We start from the raw sequence: 14,327 nt of genomic DNA, 5'->3' as shown, positions 1-14,327 counted from the left end.
AGCTAAAAAAAAGCCCTAAGCACTAAAAAAGTGCAAGGAGTTTAATGTTCAGCAATGTAAACGTCATCACCATCTAACTTTGCTTTCCAATGTGGAAGACAAATATCCTCCTCTAAACACTCACCAGAAGACAAAATATAATGCTGTTTATATAAAGGACTAGCGACAACCCATTCACCTTGAAGGTGGGCAGTTAACCCTCTCGACAAAACATTAGCTTTACCAATAGGATCCCAGTTAGCAATTGCGAATACTTTATTCTCCGATTCTGGCAGATAAAAAAGTGCCACTTGTTCGTTATTTACCATAGCAGCAACGCCAGCGTTGGCAACAAGATCAGCCTGTTTACAAACCAATGTCCATTGTGTTGTCATCTTATTAACCTACCTTAGCTATTAGTTGCTGTTTTTCTAAATCAGTTGCTGGACGCACTTGATCACGCTCCTCAACAAAAACCACATTTTTATCAGCACCTTCATAATTCACAAATTGGCGGAAGGTTTTAAGTGCCTCTGGATCTTCTAACGTCGTTTTCCACTCACACTGGAAGGTATCAACAATATGACTCATACCTTCTTCTAATTCGTCACATAAACCAAGCTTATCCTTGATCACTACATCTTTTAGGTACTCTAAGCCACCCTCTAAACCATCCATCCAAACAGATGTACGTTGTAAACGATCTGCTGTTTTCGTGTAAAACATTAAAACGCGGTCGATATATTTCACTAAGGTTTCATCATCAAGATCTGTTGCAAATAAATCACCATGACGGGGCTTCATACCACCATTGCCACAAACATAAAGATTCCAACCTCCCTCTGTTGCAATCACACCAATGTCTTTACTTTGCGCTTCAGCACACTCACGAGTACAACCAGACACTGCAAATTTTATTTTATGAGGTGAACGTAACCCCTTGTAACGGTTCTCAAGATCAATCGCCATTTTCATACTATCGTTGACACCATAACGACACCAAGTACTACCCACACAAGACTTCACCGTACGTAATGATTTACCGTAAGCCTGACCCGTTTCAAAACCAGCAGCAATTAACTTTTCCCAGATTTCTGGTAACTGCGCTAAGGTTGCGCCAAACAAATCAATACGCTGACCACCAGTAATCTTGGTATAAAGATTATACTCTTTAGCCACCTCACCCATTACGATCAGCCTTTCTGCTGTAATTTCTCCACCCGGAATGCGAGGGACAATTGAGTAAGTTCCGTCTTTTTGCATGTTTGCTAAAAATCTATCATTAGTATCTTGAAGGCTGATGTGCTCTTTCTTCAATACATAATCATTCCATACACTGGCCAAGATAGAGCCAACTGCAGGCTTACATATTTCACAACCGTGCCCCTTACCATGCTTTTTCAACAAAGCATCAAAGCTTTTAATTTCTTCAATTTTTACTAGGTTGTATAAATCTTGGCGTGTATAAGCGAAATGTTCACAGATATCAGTGCTAACCTCTACACCCAAAGCAAGTAATTCGTTATCAACAACTTTCTTTAACAAAGCAGCACAACCACCACAGCCAGTTCCTGCTTTTGTCACACCTTTTACATCACCAACCGATAAGGCACCATTACAAACAGCATCGCTAATATCTTGCTTGGAAACATTATGACAACTACAAATTGAAGCAGTGGCTGGCAAAGCGTCAACACCCAAGCCTACAGGAGCACCATCCATTGCAGGTAAAATCAATGACTGCGCTTGCTCAGGTAAATCTATTGCGTTCAGGTAATATTGCAATAAGGTATCGTAATAACTATTGTCACCAACCAGTACAGCACCTAATAATTTTTTACCGTCTTCAGAGACCACCATTTTACGGTAGCTTTGACTAATCTCATCTTGATAAACAAAAACTTTAGAGCCTTGCGTTTTAGCATGAGCATCGCCGACAGAACCTACATCACAACCTAGTAATTTAAGTTTTGTACTCATGTCTGAACCGGTAAAAGACACGGTAACGTCATCTAATAAATGACCCACAGCGGCTTTTGCCATTGTGTAACCTGGTGCAACCAAACCGAAGATCATATTATTCCATAAGGCACATTCACCAATAGAGTAAATAGCATCATCACTCGTCTGACAGTGATTGTTAATCGTAATACCGCCTCGCTCTCCCATGGCTAAGCCAGATTGTTTTGCCAAAGCATCCTGAGGACGTATACCTGCAGAGAATAAAATCAAATCAGTTTCAAGATAGGTTCCATCTGCAAAATTCATGCGATGAAATGCATCTTCACCGTCTATAATTTCTTTGGTTGCCGTATCGGTATAAACCTTTACATCTATACCTTCAATCATACCTTTAAGAACACTACCACCCTTCTCATCGAGCTGAACTGGCATTAAACGCGGTGCAAACTCAACCACACTGGTTTCTAATCCAAGATTTTTCAGCGCGTTGGCCGCTTCTAGACCTAGTAAACCACCACCAACAACCGTTCCTCGTGTCACTGTTTTGGCACAGTTTCGAATAGCATCCAAGTCTTCCAACGTACGATAAACGAATGTATTGTCGCGCTTATGACCAGGAATAGGAGGAACAAAAGGATAAGAGCCTGTAGCCAACACAAGCTTGTCATAGGATAACGTCCGGCCATCTTGTAAAAGTAAGGTTTTGTCATCACGATTGATTTCAGTGACTAAACTATTCGTAAAATAACAAACGCCATTATCATCATATAAAGTACCGTCAGTCATGGCCAAATCGGCCGCACCCTTACCCGTAAAGTACTCACTTAGATGCACTCGGTCATAGGCTAAATTCGGCTCCTCACCAAATACAGTGATATGAAAGTTTTCATGACCACCTTGTTCAATAATTTGCTCGACAAAATGGTGTCCAACCATGCCATTACCAACGACTACAAGGTGTGGTTTATTTGTTGACAGAGGTTTAATAGAAGTCATCGTATTTTCCTGCTTTCATTTAATATTTCAAATATCTAAGACCACTTTAAGCGACTTGAGGGCTGCAATAGGCTTCGCCAAATACAAGTAGTTCAAGCATGTCAGAGACATCTGTTTTATTTTGCATAAGCTGGAAATACCAGCTTCCATCGGCCACGTTGCCATAAAGAATTGCCCCAACCAGTAAGCCATCATTGACCACTAGCTTGCGATAATGGTTTGCACCCACATCTTTGAAAAAGATGCAGGAATCACCTTCAATTGGCTCAACCCTTCCGACTGAAAAAAGGTTGACACCAGATACTTTTAGTTTGGTCGGCACAGGCTCAATGGCAAAATAGGCTTCGCCACCTTTAAGTACATTAATTAAGACTTTAATTTGAGCCCAAATTGGCGCTACCAAACCGAATGTTTGATTTTCAAATTCGCAACATTCACCCAGAGCAAAAACATCTGGATGGGACGTTTGCATTTTTTCATCCACCAAAATGGCTTGATTTGTTTTTAAGCCTGCAGCTTTTGCCAAGGCTATTTCAGGAGAAATCCCTGCCGCCATCACAACTAAGTTTACGGCCATACTTTCACCATCGGAACAAATGGCATGAGTGACTAATCCGCCTTCAGATTGGACAAATGAAGTAGGTGATTCACCTAATCGAAAATTAATGCCCATTGTCTGTAGCCGACTCAATAACAGTTCGGCAGACTCTGAATCTAGCTGCCTATTCAACAACCAGTTAGAACGATGAAATACCGTCACTAGATGCCCACGTTTCACTAATCCAACTGCGGCCTCTAACCCCAATAATCCACCACCGATAACACAGACAGATTGCTTGGCATCTAAATCAGCCATCACATTCACATCATGCCAAGTACGAAACCCCATGACATTAGATGCCTGAGCACCTTCAATTGGTAACATTCTGGCACGAGAGCCAGTGGCAATAATGAGTTTGTCATATTTAACTGTACGGCCGCTCGCCAAACACAACGTCTTTGTAATAGGGTCTGTAATCACCACACAATCACCAGAGATTATATTAACGCCCTCTTCTTTCATTTGATTCGTGTTGACTAATGGCATATCTACCGCAGAAATATCGTTCGCGAGTAAAGAAGACAACATGATTCTGTTGTAACCAACTTGAGTCTCTTCACCAATCAAAGTAATTAAGTAGTTCGCATTATTTTCCTGTAGTAAGTCATACGCTAGCTTGCTGCCCGCCATACCAGCGCCGACTATGACAATGCGAGTACTATCCGACGAATCTATCACCTTACGCACTCTCTACTTTGCGTTGTTTTTCATATAAGAAGGTCAACACTTGCGCGCGGTAATCCACATACTTAGGGTCATTCGCCAAAGCCAATCGATCTCGTGGGCGATCTAAATCTACTTTAAGGATTTCGCCAATAGTCGCTTCTGGTCCATTCGTCATCATAACAATACGATCAGACAATAAAACAGCCTCATCAACATCATGCGTGATCATAATGACTGTATTATTAAGATCTTTTTGAATTTCCATTAACGAGTCTTGTAGATGCGCTCTAGTCAATGCATCTAAGGCACCGAACGGCTCATCCATTAATAAAACACTGGGTTCCATTGCTAGTGCGCGAGCAATACCTACACGCTGTTTCATACCACCTGATATTTCATCTGGACGTTTATCTGCAGCATGCGTCATATGAACAAGTTCTAAGTTATGCATAATCCAGTCATGCATTTCTTTTTTAGATTTGGTTTTCTTGAAAACCTGCTTCACTGCCAATTCAACATTTTGGTAAGACGTTAACCAAGGTAGTAACGAGTGATTCTGAAATACAACAGCACGTTCTGGGCCTGGACCTTTGACTTCTTTACCATCCAGCAAAATACCACCTTCAGTAGCGTCATAAAGGCCCGCAACAATATTCAATACGGTTGATTTACCACAACCAGAATGACCGATAAGAGAAACAAACTCTCCTTTTTCGATTTTTAAGCTCACACCATCAAGAGCTTTAAAAAAACCTTTAGCCGTTGGGAACTCGATAGAAACTTTACTAATATCTAAATGTGTTGTTGACATGCTACTCTCCAATTCACGTATCTTTTACTAACGTTTCTCTGATTAACGCAGTACTTGTGTTTTATCCCAAGAAACAAAACGCTGAACCGTCAGCATGGCTCTATCTAATAAAAACCCGATAAAACCTATCATCAACACAGCGACCATAATTCGACCTAACGAGTTGGAACTACCATTTTGAAATTCATCCCAAACAAACTTTCCTAAACCTGGATTTTGCGCCAACATTTCCGCTGCGATTAATACCATCCAAGCAATGCCAAGTGACAGACGTAGACCGGTAAACATCAAAGGAATTGCAGAAGGAATAACGATTTTCATGACATGAGTAACCCAACCAAGGCGCAATACCTTAGACACGTTTAGTAAGTCTTTCTCAACCGCAGCAACACCCACTGCGGTATTAATTAATGTTGGCCACATGCAACACAAAGTCACGGTGAACATAGATGTCAGGAAGGATTTAGAGAACATAGGGTCATCAGATACATAAGACGCACTAACAACCATAGTAACCAAAGGTAACCAAGCAAGTGGGGAAACAGGTTTAAATATCTGAATAACGGGGTTAAGTGCACTGTACACAGAACTGTTTAAACCAATTAAAATACCAAGCGGTATTGCAATCAAACTGGCTAAACCAAAACCTGCTAGTACTGTATATAAGCTAGTAAATATTTGATCAAAAAAAGTAGGCTTTCCAGTATAGGCTCTTAATTTACCCACATAACTAGGGTCTTTTGCCTGTCGAGCTTCAATACGTTTTTCTTGTCGCTCGTAAAATTTTTCTTCTTTTAATCGTTCGTTGCTGTGCTCTGCAACAAGACCGCCCCACTGTTCATACACAACAGCTGGCCCAGGAAACTCCCCTAAAGAAGTATGAACTCGGCTTGCACCAACCTGCCATAACAACACAAAGGCCAAAATACCAAAAAGAGGAAATAGTAAACTTTTGATTGAAAAGTTTTCTATTTTCTCTTTCAGTGACGCTATGGATAAGTTTGGTATATTCATATTTCTCTCTCGCTTCATTCAACAAAATAAGGCAGTCAAATGACTGCCTTATCATTCACTCTATTTATATTTGGTCATCGCCTTTCAAACCAATTTTAAAACTTTTTAAGTAATCATTTGGACGCTTACCGTCATAGCTAACGCCATCAATAAAGTCACTTTGAACAGGCTTAAAGCCGTCTTCAACGCCGAAGTCTGGAAATTCATTTGCTTTCATCAATCCATCTTCGATCAAAGCATTCGCCGCTTGTGCATAGATATCTGGACGATAGACATCTTTTGCAATTTTCATGAACCATTCATCGGACTTAGGTTCAGCAATTTGTCCCCAACGACGCATTTGCGTTAAATACCAAATCGCATCACTGTAATAAGGATAAGTTGCGTTATGACGGAAGAATACGTTGAAGTCAGGAACTTCACGTTTATCGCCTTTCTCATATTCAAATGTTCCTGTCATACTGTTTGCGATAACATCGTAATCAGCGCCGACATAATCACTACGAGATAGTATTTCAACGGCTTCTGGACGGTTAGCATTGTTGTTTTCATCCAACCACTTCGCCGCACGAATCATGGCTTTAACAACTCGAATGTGTGTATTTGGATTTTTTTCTGCCCAACCACTGCTAACGCCGAAAACTTTTTCTGGATTGTTTTTCCAGATTTCATAATCAGTGATCACTGGAACACCAATGCCTTTAAACACAGCTTGCTGATTCCAAGGTTCACCTACACAGTAACCGTGGATCGTTCCGGCTTCCATTGTCGCTGGCATTTGTGGTGGTGGCGTCACAGAAAGCAACGCATCAGCATCAATTTGTCCACTCGTATCTCCTTTCGCTGGCGCATAGTAGCCAGGGTGAATACCACCAGCCGCTAGCCAGTAACGCAATTCATAGTTATGAGTAGAGACGGGGAAAACCATCCCCATTTTGAAAGGCTTACCCTCTGCTTTATAACCATCAACAACAGGTTTTAAAGCACTTGCACTGATGGGATGAATCGGTTTGCCATCTGCACTATGCGGAATATTCTTTTTCATTTCAGCCCAAACATCATTAGAAACAGTAATACCATTACCGTTTAAATCCATGCTAAAAGCCGTCACTATGTGTGCTTTTGTTCCGTACCCAATGGTTGCACCTAAAGGCTGTCCAGCTAACATATGCGCACCATCAAGCTGACCATCAATTACTCGGTCTAACAATACTTTCCAGTTTGCCTGCGCTTCTAACGTGACATATAAACCTTCATCTTCGAAATAGCCTTTCTCATAAGCAATTGCCAATGGCGCCATGTCTGTTAACTTAATGAAACCAAACTTAAGTTCTTCTTTTTCTGGGTAACCAAGCTCTGCTTGAGCAACCCCCGAAAGAAGTGCAGAACCAACCAATAAAGAAACACCTATTTTCTTAGCCGAATACGTCAGCTTAGGAAAAGGTAAAACAGTTTTCAAAGATCTCATGTTCATAACTACACTCCGATTAAAGAAAGTACAAAAACAAAAAAAGGCGCATGCGAATTACAATTATGTATTCGCAGGCACCTTTGCCATTTATCAATAGTTCTACATCGAACTACTATAAAGAGTGTGACAGTTAAGCATCGTTGCTAACTTCACTAATATGTTTATTCAGAATAAATGCTAATGCATATATCTATATATACTTACAAGCACGTAGTATGCCAAAACACTCAAATCCTTGTTTTATAAGCAACACATAAGAAGCTAAATAAAAAAAGCATGGTCATCATGATTACTTTTGCCCATTTCTTACGCATTGCGCACCATAAAAACACACGCTATTCATCAAATCCTTTCAGTATTCCATCTGGATGTAAACGAATAACACCATTTGCTACTTTGTTTAACCAGGCAGACTCTTCATCTTTATTTAAGCGCCATCCATGATTTATCTCAACATCTACACCAAACGCTTTAAAGTAAAGATCTTGACGATAAACCTGCTCTGCTACCTCATTTAACGATTGAACCTCACCAAGTTGTTGCCAGCGGCGCATTTGCCCCATTACCCATAACGCATAACTTGGTAATGGCTGATTCACTTCACGACCTGAAAAGCGTTGATATGCGTTCATGGGCCAATCAAACTGACCTTTAGGCTTAATAGCACCAAACCCATAAACTAACTGCCCAACTGTGCAATTCAAATAATCTGGATGACTTAATATATTCAGTAGTTCCGTTTGATTTCTTTTGTCATCAACCCAAACACAGGCGGTTTCAAGAGCCCTAATCACAGCAAGGTGTGCTGGTTCATTTTGCTCAGCCCAGGACGAATTTACCCCAAAGACTTTTTCTGGAGTACTCCCCCAAATTTCATACCCGGTAACCAGCATATGACCAACACCTTGCTCAACAGCAAGGCTATTCCATGGTTCACCAACGCAGTAACCATCAATTTCACCAGACTTTAATGCATCAACCATTTTAACAGGGGGAATCACTACAATATTTACATCAGTATCCGAGTCTATTCCCGCTCGACTCATCCAATCTCGTAATTGATAATTATGCGAGGAGTAGGGGTAAACAATTGCAAATCGTAGGGCTGGCTCCCCTTTTTCTCGATTATCGATAAGCCGCTTTAAAGCGACACCATTCCTAACATCTTCAGAGGATTTAGAATACTTTTGTAATTGATCATATAAAACATTACCAACTGTAATTCCGTTACCATTATGGCTAACAGTAAAACTCGTTTGGATAGCTGTTTTTATCGTGCCTATACCTAAACTCGCCGCAATAGGCATTGATGCCAGCATATGTGCGCCGTCAAGCACATTAAATGCTACCTTATCTCGAATACTGGCCCAAGATGCCTCTTTAGAAAGTATTACATTGACACCTTCATCTTCAAAAAAACCTTTTTCTTGTGCAATAACAAAAGGGGCACAATCTATTAAAGGAATGAAACCAATGCGAACAGGCTCATTGTGCAAAAGAGTTGCGTTTACTTTCATCAAATTCACTTCGCATCTCCCATTAGTTCCATTACCGATATGATATTTCGAGCGACATCTGTCATACGTTGACTACGATCCATAGCCAGTTTTCTTAATGCTTTATAGGCTGCTGGCTCATCACATTGCTGATGCTTCATAATTAAACCTTTCGCTTTATCTATCAGCTTTCTATCTTCCAGTTGGCTTTTTACCGACTCTAATTCAGATCTAAGCGCTTGGAATTCACGGAATCGCGCAATGGCGACTTGTAACAAAGCCTTTACACTCCCACTATTCACGCCATCGACTACATACGCGCTAACCCCTGCTCGAATCGCAGCTTCAACATGTCGAGAGTCATCTTCTTCAGCAAACATAACAATAGGACGAGGGTTATCTTGGGTAAGACGCGACATGTTTTCCAACATATCACGATCAGGAGATTCAATATCAATAATGACCATATCAGGTTGATATTGGTTAACGGCTTCCGTTAGATTTTTAGCATTTTCAAGTCGCCTAATAACACGGTAACCACTATCAGTCATCGCTTGCTCAACAATTGCAGCTCTTGCAGGCTCATTATCGACCAGCATGACAGTTAACTCTTTTTCTGGTGCTGCTGGCATAGTGCATTCTCTTAAAAAGCGTTAAAACATATAAGAGCAAGCAATATATGCGCCATTTCGACACATTATTTTTTTGTACGAAAATTCCAGTGTAAAAGCCTTATTACAAGGCTTTACTAGGGATAATTAGAAGGTGAGAAATTAAATATAGCGAAGATGAGCAAATTATGTGCATGAGGTAATTTATAAACGCACCAAATTAGAGTGTCGCGTCATTATTTTGAGCCAACAGCGCTAGTGATAATCGGTCCTTGGTATTCGTTTTTTTGAAAATAGACGTTAAGTGCGCCTTTACAGTACGCTCTGTAATATCCATCTCAATAGCAATGTGCTTATTTGTTAAACCTTTCGCTATAAACCGGGCAACACTTAATTCACGCTCAGACAAATTTTCCAACCCATTATTATAACCAGCAGGCGCATTACCCGCCGACTGCTGGATAAGTTGTTGAATAAAAGCTTTACCGCCCCAGATCTCACCTGAATCGACAACAGTCAAGACCAAAGACAACTGCTCTCGACCAATGTAAGGAGCACATTGCCCACTCACACCAACAGAAAAAAGTTTGAGTGAGACTGACTGATTTGAATGATTAGGAAAAACGATTATTTTCTGATTAGGGAACTTAGATCGCAGTGCCACAACATCATCAACATGCGTCGAAAATGATTTATCACTTAAATATATAAAACAATATTTAAAATCGGAACCTGTATTTTCCAACGCTTCATAAACACTATTGATCTTTTCAACACGGACTAACAAAGCGTCCGTAGAGATGACTTGATTCCAATGTTTCCATACGGCGTCATCTGTATTCAAACACAAAATTTTCAAAATCAGCCTCATCCTATGAAGTACAACAGAGCTATTTTAACCAGTTAAAAAATGATGAATGTTAACATTTGTTAATCTTTATCATTTGTTAACTACTTTTTTGTAATCACCTTTCACGTAGTGCATTTTGTTTTGCTTTTAAGATAGGTTTTAACAAATAGTCTAATAGAGTCTTCTTACCCGTAATAATATCTACAGTCGATTGCATACCAGGGATAATTGATAATGGTGCGTCTTCTGTTCCTATATAATTTTTATCGGTTCTAACCCTAACTAAGTAAAAACTATTACCTTCTTCATCCAGAATAGTATCTGCGCTAATGTTTTCTACAGTGCCACGTAGACCTCCAAAAATAGCAAAATCATAAGCAGACAATTTTACGACCGCATTAAAACCTGGCTGTATAAAGCCTATATTTTCTGGACGAACTTTGGCTTCAATTAGTAGAGAGTCTTCAATAGGAACTATCTCCATCATATTGACGCCAGGCTTAATCACACCACCAACGGTATTGGTTTGAATCTGCTTCACTATTCCTTTTACCGGCGATCTAACCTGTGTTCTAGACACTTTATCTTTAAGCGACACTGTCGCTTCTCTAAGTTGGTCCAACTTACTACGTACACCAGTCAAATCTTCTTGTGCATCGGTTCTAAACTGAGCCTCACTTTCTTCTAGCTTACTCTGCGCTTCTTTCAGTGCCGATCCTGCGCGTGGTATAGCAAGTTGCGTTGCCTCTAAATCACCTTGTAATTGGTTGACTTCGCGCTCAAGTTGTAACAATTCAACTCTTGATATAGCACCTTGATCATATGCAGGACGAGTTAAATCTAACTCTTCTTTTGAGTATTCGTAACTTTGTTTTAAGTTCTTTAACTTGGCTTGAAGTTCAACAATTTCTTGTTTTTTTTGCTCTATTTGCTGTTGAAAACTAACTTGATTAGTACGCAATGACTCTAATTTGTTGTTATACAAATCCAATTCTCGACTAACAACTAAGGGATACTCTTCCTTCGCATCATTATCAAATTCAGGCGTAGTACCTGAAGCCTCTGCCTGCAAACGAGTTGCTCTAACTTGTAAGTTTATAAATTCAGCTTGCTGTTCACGCAATGAAGACAAAGCTTCAGTATTTTCAATGGTCATCAATATCTGACCACTATCCACTACCTGCCCAACCTGAACATTAATTTCTTTTAGAATACCGCCTTCTAAATTTTGGATTTGCTGAACTTGACTAGACGGAATGACCTTACCTTCACCAACGGTCACTTCATCTAAGGATGTATAGTTAGCCCATACCAAAGCAGCTGCGATAAAAATAAAGATAACCCATAAAATAATTCTGCCACCACGTGGTGTTTTTAGCATTAAAGCGGCATTACGGTCTGTCAGGTATTCTAAATCGTGTTGAGAAATCGTGTTTTTATTACTCATAATTAACTGACCTTCAACTTACCTTGACGAAGAGCTTCATGTACTTGCGCTTTTGGACCATCAGCAATTAAACGACCATTATCCATAACAATAATACGATCAACCATATCTAGCATAGAAGCCTTATGTGTAATCAAAATAAGGGTTTTATCTTTTACCGCGCTGATTAGTCGACGCTTCATTCTAGATTCTGTCGTATTGTCCATTGAAGCTGTTGGCTCATCCAATATTAGAATAGGTGGATCGAATAATAACGCCCTTGCGATCGCAATACTTTGGCGTTGCCCACCAGATAATAAAGCCCCTCTTTCACCCACAAGACTGTCTAATCCACTAGGCTTGCGATTAGCAAACTCCGAGACCCCTGATAGATCAGCCGCTCGAATAATAGCCTCATCTTCCATATAAGGAACCCCCATGACGATGTTGTCCTTAATAGAGCCATAAAATAAATTAACATCCTGGGATACAGAGCCAACATTACGACGTAAATCCGTTGGATTAACCTGTCGAATATCAACACCATCAATACGTATCGCGCCACCACTTGGAGTATAAAGACCGGTCATCAACTTACCTAAAGTAGACTTGCCCGAGCCAATTCGTCCAATAATGGCAACTTTTTCACCTTGCTTAATATTAATATTAATATCGCTAACAGCATCTTGTTCTTGGTCAGGGTAAGAGAAGTTAATTGCTTCAAATTGAAAATTACCTTTAAAAACAGGCCGATGCACAAACTTAACATTGTCAGGCTTTTCTACCGGTGACGACATAATTTCATTTAATGAAGTAAAAGCAGATTTAGCTTGATTATAACGTGTCGCTAAACTGGCAACTTGTGCCATTGGGCCTAGTGCTCGCCCAGTCAACATAACGGTAGCTACCAAAGCTCCCATACTCATAAGACCTTCGGATATTTGATATACACCAACAATAACAATAATGACTGTTGTTAACTGTTGAGCAACCATAGCAAAAGAAGAACATGACTGAGATAGCTGGCGTGTTTTTACTCCCCAATCTGCAATATTACCGACTGCGTTTTCCCATTGTTTCTGAAACACACCTTCTGCATTATTAAGCTTCACACTCTCGGCGTTATATAGACTTTCTATGAGTACTGCATTTTTTTGCGAGGCTGTCTTTTGACTTTCTTCTATCGAACGGCGAAGTGGAATTTGTATAATCACGCTATAAAGAATAATCAAAAAAATTGTAACAATAGGTATATAACCTACCGGACCACCAATTAGCCATATCACACCAATGATTAAAAACATAAATGGAATATCAACCAGAGTAGTAATCGATGCCGAAGTAATGAAATCTCGAATGCTTTCGAATTCTTGAAGATTTTTAGCGAATGCACCAACAGATTTTGGTCTCGCTGCCATAGTGATGTTATTCACCTTAGAAAAAATAGCTGCAGAAATAAGAATGTCAGATTTCTTCCCTGCAATATCTATAAAGTAAGCTCGCAAAGTACGTAGCAAAAAATCAAATAAATAGACGACTGCAGCTCCTATTGCTAATACCCAAAGTGTATCAAAAGCATTATTAGGTACGACTCGGTCATATACATTCATAACAAATAAAGGGCTAGCAACAGCAAAAATATTAATCAGTAATGAAGCAATAAATACATCTCGATAAATACGCCACGAACCAGAAATAGTCCCCCAAAACCAGTGCCCTTTTTTGGTTTCTTTTTCATCACTTTTTTCAGATCTTTTATCGAACTGATAAAGAGGTCGGACAAAGAAACAGTATCCCGTCAGTGAAGCGGATAACTCATCAATTGACAGTGAAATTTCACCCTCACCTGATTCAGGTCGAAGTACTTTCGCTACTTTTTTCTTTCTATCTATTTCTAGTAAAATACATGCCTGCTTGTCTTTTAAAAGTAGTACAGCAGGTAAAACCATATCCGGAATATTATCTAAATCTCTTTTAACAAAACGTGAGCTGATACCTATACGCTGAGCTGCTCGCTGAAAAAGCTCTGGAGTCATCGCGTTATCAGTAATAGGTAATCCTGACGCAATACCATCAGCAGTGTAAGGATTGTAAAAATACTTACTCAGCAACACTAAACAGTCTAGAAGAGGGTTAGGATATTCCAAGGATGCTCCCTGTGTGTCCCATTCTTCTGTGAGCTCTTCAGGAAGTTCTTTTTGATTGTTTTCTTCAGCTTGCGGCTTGGCCATTCTATCGCCAGTCCCATTAATAATATCATCTTGTTCATGCGTATCACTTTCTACAGGTGACGAAGAGTTTTGTTCTGAATGAGTATCAGAATTAGACATACTCTATATTCTCCTAATCTACCGAATATCTTATTTTCAAACCAATAGTATAATGGCGCTGGTACAGGATAGTGTTTATTAAGTAAGATAGGAAGCTTAGCGGTGGCTTGCTAT

General features: G+C 39.9%; 11 protein-coding genes. All 11 read right to left on the bottom strand.

The window, feature by feature from the left end:
* Window positions 1-41: 41 nt before the first annotated feature.
* Entirely contained in the window at window positions 42-374 is a 333-nt protein-coding gene (gene nirD, locus IF202_RS04200) for a nitrite reductase small subunit NirD (protein ID WP_191593600.1), read from the bottom strand.
* 4 nt (window positions 375-378) lie between these two features.
* Window positions 379-2,937 (bottom strand): nitrite reductase large subunit NirB, encoded by a 2,559-nt coding sequence (gene nirB, locus IF202_RS04195; protein ID WP_191593599.1) that lies wholly within the window; start codon window positions 2,935-2,937, stop codon window positions 379-381.
* Between the two features lie 46 nt (window positions 2,938-2,983).
* On the bottom strand, window positions 2,984-4,216 hold the full coding sequence (locus IF202_RS04190; RefSeq protein WP_328797190.1) for an NAD(P)/FAD-dependent oxidoreductase: 1,233 nt from the start codon (window positions 4,214-4,216) through the stop codon (window positions 2,984-2,986).
* A 1-nt stretch (window position 4,217) separates the two neighbouring features.
* Window positions 4,218-5,015 (bottom strand): ABC transporter ATP-binding protein, encoded by a 798-nt coding sequence (locus IF202_RS04185; protein WP_191593597.1) that lies wholly within the window; start codon window positions 5,013-5,015, stop codon window positions 4,218-4,220.
* A 42-nt stretch (window positions 5,016-5,057) separates the two neighbouring features.
* Window positions 5,058-6,029, bottom strand: coding sequence for an ABC transporter permease (locus IF202_RS04180; RefSeq protein WP_191593596.1), 972 nt, complete (start codon window positions 6,027-6,029; stop codon window positions 5,058-5,060).
* A gap of 64 nt (window positions 6,030-6,093) precedes the next feature.
* Window positions 6,094-7,503 (bottom strand): CmpA/NrtA family ABC transporter substrate-binding protein, encoded by a 1,410-nt coding sequence (locus IF202_RS04175; RefSeq protein WP_191593595.1) that lies wholly within the window; start codon window positions 7,501-7,503, stop codon window positions 6,094-6,096.
* 332 nt (window positions 7,504-7,835) lie between these two features.
* Window positions 7,836-9,017 carry a CmpA/NrtA family ABC transporter substrate-binding protein gene (locus IF202_RS04170; protein ID WP_191593594.1) on the bottom strand — a complete coding sequence of 394 codons (1,182 nt, stop codon included), beginning with the start codon at window positions 9,015-9,017 and terminating at the stop codon, window positions 7,836-7,838.
* Between the two features lie 5 nt (window positions 9,018-9,022).
* Window positions 9,023-9,628, bottom strand: coding sequence for an ANTAR domain-containing response regulator (locus IF202_RS04165; protein WP_191593593.1), 606 nt, complete (start codon window positions 9,626-9,628; stop codon window positions 9,023-9,025).
* Between the two features lie 199 nt (window positions 9,629-9,827).
* A complete protein-coding gene (locus tag IF202_RS04160; RefSeq protein ID WP_191593592.1) occupies window positions 9,828-10,466 on the bottom strand; it encodes a response regulator transcription factor in 639 nt (212 codons plus the stop codon).
* Window positions 10,467-10,572: 106 nt separating this feature from the next.
* Window positions 10,573-11,904 carry an HlyD family type I secretion periplasmic adaptor subunit gene (locus IF202_RS04155; protein WP_191593591.1) on the bottom strand — a complete coding sequence of 444 codons (1,332 nt, stop codon included), beginning with the start codon at window positions 11,902-11,904 and terminating at the stop codon, window positions 10,573-10,575.
* A 2-nt stretch (window positions 11,905-11,906) separates the two neighbouring features.
* Entirely contained in the window at window positions 11,907-14,213 is a 2,307-nt protein-coding gene (locus tag IF202_RS04150; protein ID WP_191593590.1) for a type I secretion system permease/ATPase, read from the bottom strand.
* Between the last annotated feature and the right edge of the window lie 114 nt (window positions 14,214-14,327).

Source organism: Marinomonas colpomeniae (genome assembly GCF_014803385.1).
GTDB lineage: Bacteria > Pseudomonadota > Gammaproteobacteria > Pseudomonadales > Marinomonadaceae > Marinomonas > Marinomonas colpomeniae.
The sequence above is the reverse complement of the archived record's forward strand: the minus strand, read 5'-3'. Positions and strand labels throughout refer to the sequence as shown.